Annotated in this window: 17 protein-coding genes; 2 read left to right on the top strand and 15 right to left on the bottom strand. The window is 38.1% G+C overall.

Annotated elements, in window-relative coordinates:
- Nucleotides 1-17 precede the first annotated feature (17 nt).
- From abc-f to ACFYKX_RS12480, 8 genes are all read right to left on the bottom strand, one after another.
- A complete protein-coding gene (gene abc-f / locus ACFYKX_RS12515; RefSeq protein ID WP_389361387.1) occupies nt 18-1,901 on the bottom strand; it encodes a ribosomal protection-like ABC-F family protein in 1,884 nt (627 codons plus the stop codon).
- Nucleotides 1,902-2,423: 522 nt separating this feature from the next.
- The gene (locus tag ACFYKX_RS12510) at nt 2,424-2,534 is read right to left on the bottom strand and encodes an RAxF-45 family protein (protein WP_389361386.1); all 111 of its coding nucleotides are present in this window, start codon (nt 2,532-2,534) and stop codon (nt 2,424-2,426) included.
- Between the two features lie 72 nt (nt 2,535-2,606).
- Entirely contained in the window at nt 2,607-3,005 is a 399-nt protein-coding gene (locus ACFYKX_RS12505; protein ID WP_389361385.1) for a (deoxy)nucleoside triphosphate pyrophosphohydrolase, read from the bottom strand.
- Nucleotides 3,006-3,132: 127 nt separating this feature from the next.
- Nucleotides 3,133-3,765 carry a response regulator gene (locus ACFYKX_RS12500; protein ID WP_389361384.1) on the bottom strand — a complete coding sequence of 211 codons (633 nt, stop codon included), beginning with the start codon at nt 3,763-3,765 and terminating at the stop codon, nt 3,133-3,135.
- Nucleotides 3,758-4,801 carry a sensor histidine kinase gene (locus ACFYKX_RS12495; protein ID WP_389361383.1) on the bottom strand — a complete coding sequence of 348 codons (1,044 nt, stop codon included), beginning with the start codon at nt 4,799-4,801 and terminating at the stop codon, nt 3,758-3,760. Before ACFYKX_RS12495 ends, ACFYKX_RS12500 begins: the two co-directional genes overlap by 8 nt.
- Complete coding sequence (gene liaF / locus ACFYKX_RS12490) at nt 4,798-5,532, bottom strand: cell wall-active antibiotics response protein LiaF (protein WP_389361382.1); 735 nt, start codon at nt 5,530-5,532, stop codon at nt 4,798-4,800. Before liaF ends, ACFYKX_RS12495 begins: the two co-directional genes overlap by 4 nt.
- A gap of 281 nt (nt 5,533-5,813) precedes the next feature.
- The gene (locus ACFYKX_RS12485; protein WP_389361381.1) at nt 5,814-6,461 is read right to left on the bottom strand and encodes a PspA/IM30 family protein; all 648 of its coding nucleotides are present in this window, start codon (nt 6,459-6,461) and stop codon (nt 5,814-5,816) included.
- A 63-nt stretch (nt 6,462-6,524) separates the two neighbouring features.
- Nucleotides 6,525-6,869, bottom strand: coding sequence for a lmo0954 family membrane protein (locus ACFYKX_RS12480; RefSeq protein WP_389361380.1), 345 nt, complete (start codon nt 6,867-6,869; stop codon nt 6,525-6,527).
- A gap of 507 nt (nt 6,870-7,376) precedes the next feature.
- Between ACFYKX_RS12480 and ACFYKX_RS12475 the strand changes: the two genes are divergently transcribed.
- Nucleotides 7,377-7,880 (top strand): hypothetical protein, encoded by a 504-nt coding sequence (locus ACFYKX_RS12475; protein ID WP_389361379.1) that lies wholly within the window; start codon nt 7,377-7,379, stop codon nt 7,878-7,880.
- Nucleotides 7,881-7,921: 41 nt separating this feature from the next.
- Here ACFYKX_RS12475 and shc read toward each other — a convergent pair whose 3' ends face one another.
- The 3 genes from shc to rraA all read right to left on the bottom strand — a co-directional run bounded on the left by shc (nt 7,922) and on the right by rraA (nt 11,123).
- The gene (gene shc / locus ACFYKX_RS12470) at nt 7,922-9,796 is read right to left on the bottom strand and encodes a squalene--hopene cyclase (protein WP_389361378.1); all 1,875 of its coding nucleotides are present in this window, start codon (nt 9,794-9,796) and stop codon (nt 7,922-7,924) included.
- 121 nt (nt 9,797-9,917) lie between these two features.
- On the bottom strand, nt 9,918-10,532 hold the full coding sequence (safA, locus tag ACFYKX_RS12465) for a SafA/ExsA family spore coat assembly protein (RefSeq protein ID WP_389361377.1): 615 nt from the start codon (nt 10,530-10,532) through the stop codon (nt 9,918-9,920).
- Between the two features lie 111 nt (nt 10,533-10,643).
- Nucleotides 10,644-11,123, bottom strand: coding sequence for a ribonuclease E activity regulator RraA (rraA, locus tag ACFYKX_RS12460; protein ID WP_389361376.1), 480 nt, complete (start codon nt 11,121-11,123; stop codon nt 10,644-10,646).
- Between the two features lie 144 nt (nt 11,124-11,267).
- Here rraA and ACFYKX_RS12455 point away from each other — a divergent pair, with 144 nt between their 5' ends.
- On the top strand, nt 11,268-11,411 hold the full coding sequence (locus tag ACFYKX_RS12455; RefSeq protein WP_389361375.1) for a hypothetical protein: 144 nt from the start codon (nt 11,268-11,270) through the stop codon (nt 11,409-11,411).
- Between the two features lie 102 nt (nt 11,412-11,513).
- Here ACFYKX_RS12455 and mutM read toward each other — a convergent pair whose 3' ends face one another.
- The 4 genes from mutM to ACFYKX_RS12435 all read right to left on the bottom strand — a co-directional run bounded on the left by mutM (nt 11,514) and on the right by ACFYKX_RS12435 (nt 15,438).
- On the bottom strand, nt 11,514-12,326 hold the full coding sequence (mutM, locus tag ACFYKX_RS12450; RefSeq protein ID WP_389361374.1) for a bifunctional DNA-formamidopyrimidine glycosylase/DNA-(apurinic or apyrimidinic site) lyase: 813 nt from the start codon (nt 12,324-12,326) through the stop codon (nt 11,514-11,516).
- Nucleotides 12,327-12,395: 69 nt separating this feature from the next.
- Complete coding sequence (locus tag ACFYKX_RS12445) at nt 12,396-13,127, bottom strand: sirohydrochlorin chelatase (protein WP_389361373.1); 732 nt, start codon at nt 13,125-13,127, stop codon at nt 12,396-12,398.
- A gap of 163 nt (nt 13,128-13,290) precedes the next feature.
- A complete protein-coding gene (locus ACFYKX_RS12440) occupies nt 13,291-14,433 on the bottom strand; it encodes a M20 family metallopeptidase (protein ID WP_389361372.1) in 1,143 nt (380 codons plus the stop codon).
- A 189-nt stretch (nt 14,434-14,622) separates the two neighbouring features.
- Nucleotides 14,623-15,438, bottom strand: a complete 816-nt coding sequence (locus tag ACFYKX_RS12435) for a DUF2935 domain-containing protein (RefSeq protein WP_389361371.1) — start codon at nt 15,436-15,438, stop codon at nt 14,623-14,625.
- Nucleotides 15,439-15,567 lie beyond the last annotated feature (129 nt).

Genomic DNA, 15,567 nt, shown 5'->3' with positions numbered 1-15,567 from the left:
AAGCGGGCTCCTGTACCTTAATCAACTTTTTCTAGTCTAGTGTATAACTCTTCCCACTCAACCTCTAGCTGTTCCTTTTCTTTAAAATATCTTTGTATACAATCTAAATCCGTTTCCTCATTAAGAAGTTCGTCTAGTTTTGAAATCTTATTCTCAAGCTCCTCTAAATCCTTTTCTAGATTCTTCGTAACGTATTCATTTTTAGCCTTCGGTACCATTTTTACTGGAGTTGTCTCAGGTTTTACAATGACGAGCGAAGGAGCTTCCCTCTCCCTTTTTTCCATCATCTTTGCTTTTGCCCAATTATAGTTACCTTCGAACGAGTGGAGTTGCTTAGATTCAATCCAGTATATTTTTTCAAATAGTTTATTTAAAAAGTATCTATCGTGGGAAACAGCTAGGATGGTTCCATTAAAATCTTCAAGCGCTTCTTCTAACACTTCCCTCGATTCAATATCTAAGTGATTGGTAGGCTCATCTAAGATTAAGAAATTAATATCCTGATACATGAGCTGCGCCAAACGAAGTCGCATTCTTTCGCCACCACTTAGCTGAGAGACCTTCCTGAAAACAGCATATCCGTAGAATAGAAATCTCGCTAATATATGCCTAGCTTCCCCTTCCGTTACCCTAATTTCATTTCGAAAAGCTTCAATTACTGTTTCATCTTCAGCATCAGCAAAAATATGTTGCGACAGATAGCCGATTTTTACATTGCTCCCAATTCTAACGGTTCCTTCATCCGCCTCAATTTGGTTCAGGATCATTTTTAATAAAGTCGATTTCCCCGTCCCATTTTCTCCAACGATTGCCACTCTTTGTTGAAATTTCACGTCCAAATTCACATTTTTGAATAGTAATTGTTCACCATATCCTTTTGAAGCTTCTTTAATCGTCACAACATCTTTTCCGCTACGATCCGCCGAATCCATTTCCAGGTTCATTTTTTTTCGATTTAAAATGGGTCTGTTCAGCTTCTCCATTCGTTCTAATGCTCTTTCCATATTTCTTGCACGTTTATGAAGACCAGCATTCGGTGGGTTGGATTGATTGGCCCATTCTCTCAAACGCTTGATTGCTTCTTTCATTTTCTTAATTTTCTTTTGCTGCTCCTCGTAAGCTTGGAATTCCCTAAGCAGTCTCTCTTCTTTTTCTTTTACAAACCCTGAAAAGTTCGTTAAATAGCCCTGAATCTCGCCATCTTCTAAATCCAACACCTTGGTTACGACTTCATCAAGAAAATAACGATCATGCGAAATGACCACCACCGTACCGTCATAATCTTTTAAAAATTGCCCTAACCACTCAACTGCCATCAGATCAAGGTGATTGGTCGGCTCATCGAGTAATAGAAAATCTGGGCCTTTTAAAAGAATTAATGCTAGACCAACCTTGGTCTTCTCTCCTCCACTTAAGTTCATGAACTTTTTATCAAGTAAATCTTGTATATTTAGACCGTGGACAATCTTCTGGATATTCGACTCCATTTCGTACCCACCCTGTAAAGAGAATTGGTCCTGAAGCTTTCCGTATTCCTCAATTAACCTTTGAAGCTTATCCCCATCTGTTTCGGTTCCCATTTCCACTTCATACTTTTTCATCTTTTTCTCTATTTCAATAAGCTGTGAAAAGGCTGTATGGAGAACGGCCTTTGTTTCCATTTCTTTCGGGTATTCTGGAATTTGCGCAAGATAGCCAATTTGTGAACCTTTTTTCCAGTGGATTTGACCGCTGTCAGGCGTTTCGTCCCCTGCTAATAACCGAAATAGAGTCGTTTTTCCGCCTCCATTTCGCCCCACTAATCCAACTCGATCCTTCTCACTTATTTCAAACGAAATATCTTCAAACACTAGATTCCCGCCGTACATTTTGCTAATTTTATTCACGCTACATGCGATCATTGTTATTTCCTCCTATAGTTTGTGAGTTTGTGTATAACTCAGTAGTTTTTTAATGTAGATGATCAACTCAGAAATTAACTTAGTCATGAATTGTAGATAAACGATTAGAAATTGTTGATAAACTTTATTTATTCGTTTTGAGCTCTGAATAATTGTTGATAAATTGTAATTTTCGTTTAAAAACTTCCTAAAATTGTGTATAACCTTTAAATAGGATAAAAATCCCCTGTGGATATGCTGGCTACACCTCAAATTCCGCCCCAGTTATCCAAGTTTTGTGCACAATTTGATCAAAACTGTTTATAAGCTTCCTTAATCGATGAGTTATATAAACATCCAGCTCCCACACTTTTAGCAGGACTGAACATATTAAAATTGCATACAAAAAAGCCATGGAGAATACACGACTCCCCATGGCTTTAGAAAAAGAACATAAGAAAAGGAGAGCATGAAAAAGCTCTCCTTTAACCGTCCTTATATAATGTGGGTTAAGAGATGTTTTCACCGTTTTGGAATTGCTATTCAGTTGCTAAAAAAGGGCATACGTATCCCGTTAGCAGCTGCAACAGCAAATTTTGCACGGCAAAAATATAGGAATTCCCAATATCCGCGCACCAAAACAGTATTCATCATCTTTAACCCACCTCCGTTTCATATATATTCCATATTATTGTATTATTTTCAAGCTAATATTGCAACCATTTCCTAGAAATTCTCTTGAAGCCTACGTACAGTGGGAACGTCCGCAGGTGCCCATTCTAATTTGTGGAGATCACCTAGTGGTAACCACCTTAGCTCTTCGTGTTCCTTTGGTTTCGGAATACCGCTTACCAATCTTGCCTTATAGGTAATGAGGTTAATGATGGCTCTTTCCCCATTAAAAAATGTGTTTTCTATTTGCTCTAGCACTTTGATCTCACACTCTAACTCTTCGATAATTTCTCTATGTAAAGCTTCCTTGTGTGACTCTCCATTCTCTACCTTTCCTCCCGGGAACTCCCACAAATTTGGTGACGACATTTCACTAGAGCGAAGGGCACATAATACCTGATTCTGTTCATTTAAAATAACCGCACCTACTACTAATATCGTTTTTTTACCCATCTACTCACCTTTTTAAAATTTAATCAAACGATTGATTAAATGGTTTAGATTTTCATAAGACCTATTTTGCCCTTCTACTCAAAAAATAAAAAGCTTACTGAATCCCGTGTCAGCAAGCTTCATCAAACTATTCAACTAATGAGTGTTTAAACGCATAGATAACGGCTTGGGTTCGATCTTGAACTTGAAGCTTACTTAGAATATTACTAACATGTGTTTTAACCGTTTTTAAAGCGATGAACAGCTCATCCGCAATCTCTTGATTTGACTTCCCTTCTGCCATTAACAAAAGAATTTCCATTTCCCTCGTAGTCAATTCTTCATGAGGAAGGAGCGTATTTTTTTGGCGCATCTTCACCATCATTTTTCCGGTCACTTCAGGTTCTAATACAGGTTGACCATTGTAAGTAGCACGAACTGCATCTGCAATCGCACTTGCTTTAGAGGTTTTAAGCATGTAGCTAGTTGCCCCTGCTTCAAGGGCTGGGTACACTTTTTCATCATCTAGAAAGCTAGTCACAATAATAATTTTAGCATCAGGCCATTGATCAATGATGTTTCTAGTCGCTTCAATCCCATCCATCTCTTTCATGACTAAGTCCATCAATATGATGTCTGGACGTAACTCTAACGCCATATCAATGGCCGTTCTTCCATTATCCGCTTCCCCCACCACTTCAATATCGGGCTGTGCAGATAGATAGGAAGACACTCCAATCCTAACCATCTCATGGTCATCAACAAACAATACTTTAATCATCGGCCTCACCCTTTTCCTTCATTACTGGTACTTTCACTTCTAGACGTGTTCCTTTATTTTTCACGCTGATCACCTTGAGGCTTCCACCAATTTCAACAGCTCGTTCATACATATTTTGCATTCCGTACGAGCCCGCTTTAGACTCTTCAACGTCAAAACCAACACCATCGTCAACCACTCTTAAAATGATTAAATCATCTCTTTGAATCAACAATACTTCTAATTGAGAAGACTTTGAATGCCTCAACGTATTAGAAACTGATTCTTGTAAAATTCGAAAAAGATGGTCTTCTACTCCTTTATCAAGAGCGAACTCTTCCACCTTCCAAGATATGTTCATGGTTACCTTTTGTGATAATTCGATTAACAGCTCTTCAATCCCTTCTTGAAGCGTCTTCCCTTTTAACGCAGCTGGTCTTAAATGAAGAAGCAACGCCCGCATTTCAAGCTGGGATTGATGAATCATTTCTTCTACCATTTTCATTTGTTTCGCTTCTCGGTCCGAAGAATCCACCTTCGTTTCATTAATGGCAGACATAAGCATGGATGCAGCAAAAAGTTGCTGACTTACGGAGTCATGAAGTTCTCTAGCAAGGCGATTACGTTCCTGAGAGATAATTTCTTGGATACGGCTTTCTGTATCCTCAGCCTTTTCGTTCGCAAGCTTTTGGGACAGCTTCACTTGATCAGAAATTTGCCTTTGAATCTTTGCTACTCGTTTGCTAATCGTATTCATCTCTGCTACAGCACATTCTTTAAAATCCACATTCCTACCCTCTTCAACTTGGTGGAGTAGATCATCGATAGCCCGGAAGTTTTTTCTCCAATAGATGCCTGAGATAAAACCAAAGATAATTCCTAACGCTAGACTGACACTAGGAACAAATAATATGAATGGGATATCTAATAAGTCACGTTTCCATAGCTCATGCCAGTCATTGATAGGAAAAACGATAAGATAAGAAGCTGACAATAGAGCAAACACCGTTAATGATAGGAGAAATCCCCAAATGATTTGACGCTGTACGATACTCATACTCTTTTCACCTCTATGTCCCCTACCATCATTGAGGTGTAGATCTTGATTGTGTGAGTAGCATTATCGTATTCTGGGGTTTGAATTTGAACGGTTTGATTATACATTTTTTCGTCCATATAATTCAGAATGTTAGTTGAACCAGCTAGAATGGAATGATTAATAGACAACTCAACATCGTACGGAATAAGAACCGTTACGTTCCCAATTAATTTCCGAATAATGATAGTGGTTTCCCCTTTAGGTAGTACTGTGTAGCTTAAATCAATCACCGTATCACCGATACCCGTTTGGATATTGACATCATTCCACTCGTATACATGCTCTGGTGTTCTTTGCTCACCAAAAATGACGTTATCGAATAAAGGCTTCTTTTTTATAAGAGTCCCTTCTGGCTTCGTTTCTATGTTTGGTTCCTTTACAATTGGGCGAATTCTTTCAGGCTCTTTTCTAGATTTTGCAAACTGAATCAGTAAATGAACTAGAAGAGCCAGTAGGAAGAATTTAAAGGTCATCATATTAAAAATACTTATAGAAAAGAAGATGATCCCTACCCAAAACAATAATTTACCTGATGTTCTCGGCATCCATTTTCGACCGATGTAGACCATTCCTATCGATACAAGTAGAGAGAAGATTAGGCCACGGTTAAAAAATGAGACTTCTAGCAATAGCACAATGATTCCAATTAACAAGGCCCAGCTAATAAAGTCACTTTTGATTTTTGTCATTTTGATCCTCCCCCTTCTTGACAATAGTTTTTATGTGGTCTCACTATCTATTAAGGATTTAATTTTACACTTAAAAGGCGCAGTGTCCACGCCTTTTTAGAATACCATGTTTTTTATTGGAATAGCTTTATTAAGATGAAAATTTTACCTATATGTTAAAAAGTTTGGGATAGATAGAGTTTGATGTTCCTCAAACTTGATTTTTCAATATTAAGCGGAAAAGTGCAAGTTTTAAGGGTTTCTTATGCACTTTTCCGTAGGGACTTAGTTTTGCTTAGGCTTTATAGATTTGCTGCTGTTTCTTCTTTTTTCATCTCTTTTTCTAATTGAGCGATACGAGCATCGATTGTGTTGCGGTGGTAAGAACTGTTTACTTGATGTTCAATTCGGTCCAGATAAGCTTCAATTTCATGGAAACGAGAGTAAGATCTATCTGAATATGTGCTGTTATCTAACACTTTGTTGATTTGATGCTGAGCTCTTGAAATATTTTCTCTTCCCATAAGCTCTAGTCGACGAATATTCATATCTTTTAACTTGTGCTTCATTTCTTCATATTTCTGTTCTAACTCAAGTAATTGTTTAGAAGCTTGTTCTAAAGCTTCTTTTAATCGAATTGCTCGATCCTCGTATTGTGCCTGTTCCTGTACTGCAAAAGTGTATAATTCAACTTCGCCAGCATTTTTAGCAACATCTGCTTGGTGCTTTCTTTTCTCAGCTAATTGTGTAGCTTGGTGATATTCACGTGTAAATCCTTCTTTTAACGAGTACTGTCTTTCAACTAACTTTCTTACCTTTTCTGTTTCTAGCTCACACTCACGTAAGTACTGGTTTAATAACGCGATTGGATTCTTTTGTTCCTTCTGATCTAAAGCCTCGTTTAAATCTGCCATAATCGTGTTCTTAATGCGAGTAAATAAATTTGTCATAATCTTTTTTCTCTCCTTTTTAATGAGTAAATTAGTTGCCGCTGATTTAGCGGTTTAAATCAATTAGTTTTTGTTTAGTTCTGACCATTGCTTTTCAAAGTTTTGAAAAGGGTCGTTTCCGTCTTTTACAACGGTTTTTTCTTGGTTCCATTTTTTATACACAACGTATAGGATGTAAGCTGCTACGATCCCAACGATTGCTGGTGCGTTAGAGATTGAGGCCATCAAGATGATGAACCCTAAAATTCCTAAACCGATTTTCCATCCTGTAGAGTCTGTTTTTAAGAACTGTTTGATAATGAAGTAAAGTATCGCTAAGCTGACGATTAACCCCACCATCGGTCCAAGATTCGCTAACAATACTAACGCTGAAATTCCTCCTACTAAAAGCAACCCGAATTTTTTCATTTGTTGTTGCCTCCTTCCTTGATTACATCTTACCTAGATTTCAAACTTCTCATAACGAGCCTTAGCTTTATTTTGAAATAAGACTTGAGTCTTAGTGGATGATAGGACTGAGCTTTAAATAGGTGCTGGTAGGGATTTTGCACACTATAGTTCCGGTTTTGAATGTGGTATTGATTTCTAACTTTGCTCACTTTTTAGCTTCCTTTGTTCGAACTTGCTCCGACTTCGGACAGCACCGTGCCTTTTGGAGGTTTCTACTGTCTGAAGGGGTTCCTGCTTCGGACTCATCTCCACTCATATCACCTTCAACTGCCAGAACCTACTCTGACTTCTGACAGCACCACGCATTAAGATGCTTCTCATGTCCAAACACTGTTCCTACACCTCCAACTTCCCGCTCCCCCCCATCAAAATTGGTAAATATAAACGGGGTATCCCTTCCTCCCAATGAGGGCAGTTTAAACATTAAATGCTTGTCCTATTCGACTAATTAGAGGAGGACGAGAAATGTTTGGAGTTAATGATTTCTTGAAGTTTATCACTGCTTTTTTTATCATTTTTCCAGTCGTCACATTCATCCATTTGTTTGGACATATCTTTTTTGTACTCCTGTTTAGAGGGAAAGGAATTAAAATCATTATCGGGAGTGGGAAAAAGTTATTTTCTGTTGGGGTTGTTGAAGTTAGACGGTTTTATTTTTCGAGTGGTGGCTGTGAGTATTCTTATCTTGAAGTGGACACGAAAGTATCGAACTCTCTTGTATTTCTTGGCGGCTCACTTTTCAACATTCTTAGTATCTTAATCATCAACAAACTAGTTGGAATGGGCGTGTTAAGCTCATCTATTATGTGGTATCAATTTGCTTATTTCTCCTTTTACTTTGTGTTCTTTGCTTTGTTTCCAATGGATTTCCCAGATGGGTATCCGAGCGATGGAAAAATTGTTTACCGCATATGGAAGAACCAAACCGAGAAGAGATCTTCAGAGGATTGCCATTGGCGAACGAATTAATTTAAAAAGAACTCTCTGAACGATAGAGAGTTCTCCTGCTATTATGATAAGTACTTATTCTTATAATGACTTAACGCCAACAATGGCCATATATAACGATAGCTGTGATAATGTATATAAAAGAAATTGGCCATTCCTTGACCCTTGGGGTAGGACGTCGTCCAGTCTTCCCTTTTCCCTTCCCTAATTAGAAAGGCAATCGCTTTTTTGATTTCAGGAGTCGGGTTTTCTGACACTGAAATTAGTGCATCAAGTGCCCAGGCGGTATGAGTTAATGTACTTTCCTTAAGAGGAATGTATCGCTTTTCAATATCACTATAGCAGGACTCTCCCCATCCCCCATCATGATTTTGAATGCTCTTTAGCCACTCCACGCCATCGATGATTTCTTGAGATTCCGGATGTTGACCAGCTGCCATTAGCCCCGTTATTGCTGCCCAAGTCCCGTAAATATAGCAAATTCCCCATCGACCATACCAAGATCCATCTGTCTTTTGCTCTTGATGAAGCCAATGAACTGCTTTCGATATTAACTTATTTGTAGGTTGAATTTGCGTATAATTCCCTAAGAATTCCAACGTCCTTCCTGTTAAATCAGGAGTTGAAGGATCGGTTAATATAAACTCTGCACCTTGAATGGGGATAAGGTTTAGTAACTTATTATCCACATCCCGCTCAAACGCTGGCCATCCCCCATCACTGTTTCTCATAGAGGTTACCCAATTTAATCCTCTAATCCATTCACTCTCGTATTGATTCTTAAACCTATACAGGCTACGAAGAGACGCAGTTGTATCATCCACGTCAGGATTAATCGTGTTCAAATCGGAAAAGCCCCATCCCCCTGGTATGGCTTTATGGTTGTGAATAATCCAGTCTCCATATTTTTTATGTTGGCGCAATAACAAGTACTCATTTGCTTTCGTGATGCTAGAATGATTTTCGCCCACTCCTGCTTCTTGCATAGCGTGACTAATAAGTGCCGTATTCCATACATTTGCTGTTGTATATTGGATGTGAGTATGACCGTCAATCTTCACAGCCATTTCGATAAGCCCATCAACTGCTTTTTGAATTATGGGATGCTTGCTTGGATATCCGAGCGATAATAAAGAAAAAATCATATAATATGTTGAACTAAAATAATTGTAGAAGGTACCATCTGGCTCAATTCGATCTAGCATATATTTTTCAGCATTTTTTAGAGCCATCGCATGCAATTGGGAAGGCAGTCCTACCATTTTTTTCACCAATCTTTTTAAGGTAGAGATTATGCTCTTCCATTCATCAGAACGGTATTCTTCCCAGTATTCCTCATTTTCAGTTCTATAACTATACAACTTGCTTAAATCTGGACTTTGGGATGTTTTACGTGAGAATTTCTGGTTACCTAAGAGGATGACTGGTATGAGGTTGGCACGTCCAAAAACAGATAAATCATATATGTCTATTAGGGGATTTTGCGGAATTAGCATTACTTCAATAGGGACAGGAAAGATGGTTGGCCATGGATATTGTCCAGTTAGGGCGAGCATAATTTTTGTAAACATGGTGGCTCTTTTAAGGCCTCCGTTTTCAACGATGAATTTTCTAGCGGCGGCAATATTAGGATCACTTTCATTTCGATAGCCCGAATAAAGTAAAGCATAATAAGCATCAATCGTTAATGATAAGTTCCCTTCTTTTTCATCGTAAAATAGCTTCCAACTCCCGTTTTGTCCTTGCTTACTTTCCAGTCTTTCAACTAGCTGCTTTATTAACTCTTCTTTATCAATTTTCAATGTTCTTAAAAGGATAATCATGTACGCATCCGTCATAATTCCTGTATCAAACGGATATGCCCAAGATCCATCTTCTGACTGATCCTTTTTTAAAAGGGTAACAAGCCTTTCAATCTCAGCATTAATTATCTCCATTGAATCATTCCTCTACCTCTAATTACTTTTACAGTGAAATATATTCTGTTGGTCAGAAATGAATTCAAGAAAATACGACTATCCTAAAAAGAAAAAATGCCGGGAGCTCCCGACATCTTTCTTATTTTGAGATAAACATTTGAGTCCAATAGTGTCTCATGTTTCCACCCTTAGCATATCCCACTCCAATATGTGTGTAATTAGGGCTAAGGATGTTTTTTCTATGGCCTTCGCTGTTCATCCAAGCTCTTACAACTTCTTGAGGAGTTGTTTGACCAGCAGCAATGTTTTCTCCAGCACTGCGATAAGAAACGCCAAAACTCTTCATCATATCAAATGGTGATCCATAAGTTGGGCTAGTGTGAGAGAAATAGTTTTTATCTCTCATATCAGCAGATTTGTATCTTGCAACCCTTGAGACCTGCCAATCAGCTGCTAATGGCTTTAATCCATACTTCGCACGTTCTTGATTGGTTAACTGAATGACTTGATGCTCAATGCTTTTTACTGCATCATAATCTGGTATCGTTACTTTTTGACCAGGGTAGATTAGATTAGGGTTTTTAAATTGTGGATTAGCTTCAATAATTTCAGATAAGCCCACTTGATACCTAACAGCGATTTTCCAAAGGCTATCTCCTGGTTGTACCGTATACACCTGTTGTGCGAACGAAATAGATGGTGCAGCAAAGATTGAAATTAATAAGGTCATGCTTAATAGTAATTTTTTCAGCATTTTTTCACTCCTCCTCGATGTATAGAATTCGACTTAATCCGAAAAAAATCCAAGGTTAATTTTTCCATATTTAGTCTTTAACCTATACACCAAGAAAGGTGAATTTTTTGTTTAGCGAAGTTCTTCTTTTGCTAGAACAATTCCATCCTCATCCGCGTACACGTAGTCCCCAGGGGTCCAGTCCAATCCTAGGAAAGTCAGAAGAATATCTCTTTCTCCTTTCCCCTCTTTTTTACTTTTTAATGGCATGCTTCCTAATGCGAAGATTCCTATGTCTAATTGACCGAGCTCAACTGTATCGCGAACATATCCGTTTATAATGATTCCTGCTAAGCCTCTCGATTGAGCGATCTCACCTAGTCGATCCCCTAGCAAAGCACATTTCTTCGACCCACCACCGTCGACTACTAGAACACTACCAGCTTCTACTGTTTCAAGTGCCTCTTTAACTAAAACATTATCTTCAAACACTCTTACCGTACGAATAGGGCCCGAAAAGCTTTTCTTTTTTCCATAAGACTGAAATTCAGAACCTAAGATTTGGACCTTTTCTGAAAAATCATCACATAAATCTGCTGTTTTATAGCTCATTTGATCTCCTCCTTTTTTATATGTATTTCTTGAAGAGGATGACTTTTTCCTTTTAACTAGGCTTCTTTTTTACATTGTTAAAGTCGTTTAATAGCAATATTGCACTGTAGTCAGCATATACCTTCTATAAAGGGAGGGATTCTCATGGCTTATATGTGGATTACTACAGTTAGCTTTGCGGTTTGTTTAGGGTTAGTTGGAGGTGTATTTGTTTACTACCTAAAAGTAGCTTTAAACTCAGAAGACTCGAATAGAATTGATCCTTTACCTAAAGACCACTCAGAGTAAAGCTTAAATATATGGAAAAAGTGGCTGCATCGGTAGTGACCCCAAAAAGTTAGTTTTCTTCTCTAACTTTTGGGGTGCAATACCATCATGCAAGCCACTTTTTTAATCTCTTTGACAGTTCGGACAGTAAAATGTCTTTCGTGAGGAAATCTCTTCTTTTACTATTTTACCACCGCAATTATGGCAAGGTTCCCCTTCCCTGTCATACACAAAACAGTGATCGTTATATCCGCCTGTTAACCTATCACCCTTAAACAACGGATTCTCCATATATCCACCGAGTCCAATAGCTCTATTTAGGACCGACTGAATCGCATTATATAATTCTAGAGTTGTTTGTTCGTTGAGAGCATCAGCCTTTTTGGTGGGCATCATCTTCGCGCCATAACAAATTTCATCCGAATAACAGTTGCCAATTCCAGAAATAAATTGTTGATTCACAAGAGTAGTTTTTAACATCCCTCTCTTATTGCCAATTAATTTCTGAAATTCAGCTAAGGAAAGATTTCCATTAAGCGGCTCTGGTCCTAGGTCAGCTAATTCCTTTTGAAGATTCTCCTCGGTTAATAGGTGAAGGTACCCCAGTCTTAAACCAATAAAATAAAGCTCGAGGCCACCAAACGAAATGATGACTTGCTTCGTTCTGTCAGGGTTATCATTTTCATTCCCTAAGTACATCCAACCACCTAGCATTAGATGCAGCAACAAACTTTTCCCTGAGCTTAATTTTATAATCAAGTGCTTTGCCCTTCGATGAATTCCTACTACACTAGCTTGGACTAGTTCTTTTTCAAAAACCTCTTGGGCTACATTAATGGACTTTTCACGGTTAACGACTACGTTTGTTATAACTTTCCCTCTAACTTTTTCGCTTAATAATTTTCGATACGTCTCCATTTCTGGTAGCTCAGGCATTTACTCGTTCTCCTTTGCATTCACATATCCTTAGTATGAATGCTAGAAGAAGAATCATTCATTAAACCTCTATAGCTCTAATTTAGGATGATTCTTTGTTTCTTCAATTCGTTTAATTAATAATTCCTTAAGCTTTCCATCGTATCCAATTTCATCACAAAGCTCTATACCTGGATTGGATTCAATAGATTCCGCCATACTTTCTAAAAATACCCCTGCAAAAAGTAGGTAAGGAATCACATAGATTTTATTAAAGGATTGTCGTAAAAGTTCCTCCGCTTTGTCCTTATATAGGGGTGGTGTGGTCAAATATGCAACCTCAACTGTACATTGATTGATACTCGAAAACCATTCTGCCATTCGTTTAAATTCTTGATCAGCTTGAGGGTCGTGGCTACCGTGAGTGACCAATAAAACCGCGTCCTGACCAGACGTTGAAAATGACTTTCTCTCTAGTCTTTCTTTTAAAAGGTCAGCCATAATCGGATTATTCCCCATAGGCTCACCGAACTTTATCTTCATTTCTGGATACTTTTGTTTCCACTTTTTTAAAATCTCAGGTATTTCAACATTGGTCTGTACACCAGGAAGCAGCAATACAGGAACAACAATGATTTCTGTACCGCCCTTAGTTATACAGCTCTCGATTGCTTGATCTAGATTCGGTTCATATCTCTCAAAAAAGCAGTACTCTTTTATTGGAATTTCAACCTTTTCTATTACTTCAGAAATAAACTTTACAAATAACTCTGTTCCTTTCGGTGCTCTGCTACCATGACCTATAAAAATAATGGATTGCATTCGATGATCCTCCTGTAAGCTTGTCATTGTCTATCTTTTATTTTAAGACTCTGATAGTCATTCCGTTTATGAGAGAAGTCACACTCTCACTCTTTTTGTGAAACAGTTCACAAAAAAGACGAAAATAAAAGCCGTTGATTTGAGATACAACGACTTCTTATATCTATTTACTTTTCTCCGTTAATCGCTGGATAATTGTTGCTAGTAATAATGAGCGTTCCACCAATGTAGGAACTTTAAGATACTCCTTATCACTATGAGCATTTCCACCTACTGGACCTAGACCGTCAATAGTAGCCACCCCAAGTGCTGATGTAAAAGAAGCATCTGACCCGCCGCCAGTTGCAGTGTCCTCGATTTCAACACCAATTTCATTGCCTACATCCTGAATGATTCGAAGGAGTGCGCGTGTTTTTTTGTTCTTTTCCATCGGAGGTCGGTTCATTTCTCCTTCTAATACAACTTTGGTGCCCGCTACGTCCGTTGAAGAACAAATCTCCTCTAGTTTCTCTTCAATAAGTTCCACTTGCTCCACTTCAGCAATTCTTACGTCAATTTGTGCTTCGGCATGGTCTGATACTGTATTGGCACTTGACCCACCTTCAATTAAACCAACGTTTACACTGATTCCTTTTTCATGATCAGATAGCTCATGCAACTGAATGATTTTATAGGCTAACTCCTCTATGGCACTTCTTCCTTTTTCCGGTTCAATTCCAGAATGTGCTGCCTTGCCTTCAACGATTAAAGTATAGTTGCCTTTTCCTCTTCTTGCAGAGACAATGGATCCATCTTTTCTAGCCGGTTCCATCACAAGTGCGTACTTTTTCCCTTTTGCTTCCCGTTCAATGATAGCGCGAGACGTTGTCGATCCAATTTCCTCATCACTATTAAGGACTATTTTGATATTTTTAAAACAATTCTCATCTTTATGAATGAGTGCCTTTACTGCGTATAATAACGACACCTGACTTGCCTTCATATCAATTACACCTGGTCCATATGCACGATCCCCTTCTATTGTAAAAGGTCGTTCTGCTGCTGTTCCTTCAGGAAATACTGTATCCATATGGGCAAGTATAATTATTTCCGGGTTTACAGCATCTCGGTGCTGGATGACTAGATGATTCCCTAGTTCCTCTTGTTCGACGACTTCTACCTCAAATCCTAGTTTGCGGTATTCTTCTGTTAATATCTTCCCAACCTTGTCTACGCCCTCTTTAAAATAAGAACCACTATCGATGTTCACAAGCTTTTCTACTAATTTGAGCATTTCATGTTCACGCTCGTTATAAAACGATTCCATTTCCCTATTTCCTACTTTCTAGAACAAACATATTTTTCGTTTCAAATTATTTACTTAAATTTTACCAAAAGAACATAGAAATGTGTATGTGTGTAAACATTCCACTTTTGAGTAACCTACCATTCTATCGGGAAGCACCGTTTATAAAAAAAATAAGAGGACCAACTATTCATATTGGCCCTCTTATCATTATTTATATTTGGTCAGTGCACATGGAGGGTATTGTAGGTCGCGTGCGTAATATGAAAGTTTGTTCATAAAATAACACGATTCAGGGAAGTGGTGCTCAAGGAATCTTAATGTGGCTTGGTTAATTAACTCATCGTCTTTGAATAGATGGACTGCATGTGATACCAATTCATTAAATTGGATGACGGATTCTGCTACTTCGTATCCAAATCGAATTTGAATCGGAAAGCCTTCCTGCGTTACCCTTAAATACCCCTTAATCGCATTATTTTTTACGATATGTTGTGAAAACTTCCCCTTCAATGCTGTTGCGCTTTGAATGATATCGAATTCAACTCCATCCACTAAACGAATAAGCAATGCAGCATGACCTAACTGATCCTCTAGCCACAAGTCTAGCAAGTCAGTTAATGCTAAAGGTTGATATGCCTGCCCTTTCATATAGTAAGAAAGAATTCGTAAGTACTCCATGTTCTCATTTAGGGTCCCATTAAAATAAGTTGGTGTTAAATTAATATTAATTTTGTTATATAATCGGAGGTTCATAATTTGTCCCTCGAACAATGAATAATTGTAGGCTACGTCGTACGCATTTCTTGAAAATGCCATCATTTCATTCGATTGGACTTGAGCATTAGGTGAGATTCTAGATAATTGTGTTTCTACTTGTTCAAACCACTTAATAAATTGGTTTGCTTTTTCTACCCATTGGATCTCCGCGGGAGATAAGTAATCCCTTACAAAATAAGCGTGGTCCTTTAAGATTTCTAACCAAAATCGATGTTCTTCCCATGGTGATATTTCTTGATATGCCACAATACCGCCCCTCTCTTTATGCTCCCTCCATAAAAAATATGATAGAAACCACTTTTTATACTAAAAGATTTCTCCGGACAAAGGATCAATTTTATGGATGATCAAGAAAACATACATGTTTTTCTCTAA

Origin of the sequence: Cytobacillus spartinae, assembly GCF_042865285.1 — a bacterium.
Classification (GTDB): domain Bacteria; phylum Bacillota; class Bacilli; order Bacillales; family Cytobacillaceae; genus Robertmurraya_A; species Robertmurraya_A spartinae.
Note: the sequence above shows the minus strand (reverse complement) of the source record. Positions and strands in the feature narration are given on the sequence as shown.

What these genes read in the sequence shown, in the direction of transcription:
- ACFYKX_RS12505 (WP_389361385.1), bottom strand. Translation starts at nt 3,005, where the DNA reads ATGGGTAAAAAAACGATATTAGTAGTAGGTGCGGTTATTTTAAATGAA.
- ACFYKX_RS12495 (WP_389361383.1), bottom strand. Translation starts at nt 4,801, where the DNA reads ATGAGTATCGTACAGCGTCAAATCATTTGGGGATTTCTCCTATCATTA.
- ACFYKX_RS12475 (WP_389361379.1), top strand. Translation starts at nt 7,377, where the DNA reads ATGTTTGGAGTTAATGATTTCTTGAAGTTTATCACTGCTTTTTTTATC.
- ACFYKX_RS12440 (WP_389361372.1), bottom strand. Translation starts at nt 14,433, where the DNA reads ATGGAATCGTTTTATAACGAGCGTGAACATGAAATGCTCAAATTAGTA.
- rraA (WP_389361376.1), bottom strand. Translation starts at nt 11,123, where the DNA reads ATGAGCTATAAAACAGCAGATTTATGTGATGATTTTTCAGAAAAGGTC.
- ACFYKX_RS12455 (WP_389361375.1), top strand. Translation starts at nt 11,268, where the DNA reads ATGGCTTATATGTGGATTACTACAGTTAGCTTTGCGGTTTGTTTAGGG.
- ACFYKX_RS12445 (WP_389361373.1), bottom strand. Translation starts at nt 13,127, where the DNA reads ATGCAATCCATTATTTTTATAGGTCATGGTAGCAGAGCACCGAAAGGA.
- ACFYKX_RS12510 (WP_389361386.1), bottom strand. Translation starts at nt 2,534, where the DNA reads ATGATGAATACTGTTTTGGTGCGCGGATATTGGGAATTCCTATATTTT.
- liaF (WP_389361382.1), bottom strand. Translation starts at nt 5,532, where the DNA reads ATGACAAAAATCAAAAGTGACTTTATTAGCTGGGCCTTGTTAATTGGA.
- ACFYKX_RS12500 (WP_389361384.1), bottom strand. Translation starts at nt 3,765, where the DNA reads ATGATTAAAGTATTGTTTGTTGATGACCATGAGATGGTTAGGATTGGA.
- shc (WP_389361378.1), bottom strand. Translation starts at nt 9,796, where the DNA reads ATGGAGATAATTAATGCTGAGATTGAAAGGCTTGTTACCCTTTTAAAA.
- ACFYKX_RS12485 (WP_389361381.1), bottom strand. Translation starts at nt 6,461, where the DNA reads ATGACAAATTTATTTACTCGCATTAAGAACACGATTATGGCAGATTTA.
- safA (WP_389361377.1), bottom strand. Translation starts at nt 10,532, where the DNA reads ATGCTGAAAAAATTACTATTAAGCATGACCTTATTAATTTCAATCTTT.
- abc-f (WP_389361387.1), bottom strand. Translation starts at nt 1,901, where the DNA reads ATGATCGCATGTAGCGTGAATAAAATTAGCAAAATGTACGGCGGGAAT.
- ACFYKX_RS12480 (WP_389361380.1), bottom strand. Translation starts at nt 6,869, where the DNA reads ATGAAAAAATTCGGGTTGCTTTTAGTAGGAGGAATTTCAGCGTTAGTA.
- mutM (WP_389361374.1), bottom strand. Translation starts at nt 12,326, where the DNA reads ATGCCTGAGCTACCAGAAATGGAGACGTATCGAAAATTATTAAGCGAA.